We start from the raw sequence: 1,523 nt of genomic DNA on the forward strand, positions 1-1,523 counted from the left end.
GTGTTTCGAGAGGTCTTGATAGCTATCAAAATAGAATTTTTATGCCCTATTTTTATTGATGGCCGTTTGCGGGAATATATCCAAGATTGGCTCTCGTGTGTGGGAACAAATCAACGGTTTTAGGGTTCTCGGGAACATATCCATAAGCATCTCATAAAAGCATCAAGGGGGAAAGAATGTTCTTTAATCAGCAAGATATTTGTCAAGATTATTTAATTCCTCTATTAACTGTGAATCCAGCTTGCTGTTAATAAATTCTTCTTTCACTTTTGAAATAAATCTCAAATCAGTGAATAAATGAGTAATAGTAACAAGAAGTCCACCTATGTCTAAATATTTCAGGGATCTCTTTACCAATTCTGGATTTTCTCCAGCTACACCTATTCCTGCTGCTATTCCCACTGCGATAACATTACTGGCTGATGCAATAACATTTGAAATTAGAATAATCTTCTTAGTTCTTACCTTATACGACTTGCTGTCCATTTCTCCAGATTCAGCACACAAAAGACTATGTATAGTAGAAATAAGAAAATTAATAAACTCCGCACCAGCTGCTTGCTTAACGATACCACCTAATGCAATTGCATCTAATCCTGCTTCTGCTAAAATTTGTGTAAAATCGGGTGATATTGCTTGTAGAAATGGTATAGGCAAACCAGCTGTTGTAACGTCAGATTTCAGATGAAGATGCTCTTTAATAATTGCTTCAACTAATATTCTTTTGCCATCTTTTCCATTGAAGCGGTCAACAACAGCCTCAAACATTTTTCTAGTATATGCATTAGCTGCGAGAGTTGGAATCATTATCCCTTTTGTATTAGGATGGTACTTTATATGATGGGATGTACCATCCCACCAAGTTGCAGTATTAGTAATAATATTTGCTGTGCCAAATAAGTAACCAAGAATAGGATCATGGCCTAATGAACGGAAGCGATGCGAATTTCCATCTAAGCCTTTTCCATCTTTTCCGATACCATATTTCTTACTACCTGCAATTATATCAAAAGGAACTTTCTTTTGACCAATTATTGTTTCTTCGGTAGCATAATAATATTTTCCTTTTAATTTGATATGCTCCCCTTATGGTAGACAGTTTAAATAATAAAAAATTGTTCACTGTAAGGAGGGGCATATTTATATGTCTAAAAGTAATAAAGTATCGGCTGACAAAAAACTAATGGCAGTAAAGGAATATTTGGATGGTAATGGTTCGCTTACAAAAATTGGTGCTAAATATGGAGTTAGCGAATCTTCATTTCGGAAATGGGTGGCAAAATATAAAACATTTGGAGATTCCGCATTTGAGCAAAGTCGACGATACAGCCATTACGGACCCGAATTTAGAATGCAAGTTGTAAGTGAATATTTAAATGGTAATGGAAGTTTGTAGAATACCTAGGGGACAGTTATCATTTTATAACTGCAAGTCTGAAATTACCTCATGTCTACAGAACATCAGTGGCAATTTGGATGTAGTATTTAATATATTTAGAGCTATAGTTATTATCATAAGAAAA

At 34.7% G+C, this 1,523-nt stretch carries 2 protein-coding genes; one reads left to right on the forward strand and one right to left on the reverse strand.

The features are described 5' to 3' along the window. Positions 1-183: 183 nt before the first annotated feature. Positions 184-768 (reverse strand): hypothetical protein, encoded by a 585-nt coding sequence (locus GX348_04360; protein NLP41422.1) that lies wholly within the window; start codon positions 766-768, stop codon positions 184-186. Positions 769-1,144: 376 nt separating this feature from the next. Here GX348_04360 and GX348_04365 point away from each other — a divergent pair, with 376 nt between their 5' ends. Further along, positions 1,145-1,396, forward strand: a complete 252-nt coding sequence (locus GX348_04365) for a helix-turn-helix domain-containing protein (protein ID NLP41423.1) — start codon at positions 1,145-1,147, stop codon at positions 1,394-1,396. The last annotated feature ends 127 nt before the right edge of the window (positions 1,397-1,523 follow it).

Source organism: Veillonellaceae bacterium, from assembly GCA_012523975.1.
GTDB lineage: Bacteria > Bacillota > Negativicutes > JAAYSF01 > JAAYSF01 > JAAYSF01.

Excerpts from the sequence above, each read along its gene's own strand:
- GX348_04365 (NLP41423.1), top strand. The coding sequence starts at position 1,145 with ATGTCTAAAAGTAATAAAGTATCGGCTGACAAAAAACTAATGGCAGTA.
- GX348_04360 (NLP41422.1), bottom strand. The coding sequence starts at position 768 with ATGTTTGAGGCTGTTGTTGACCGCTTCAATGGAAAAGATGGCAAAAGA.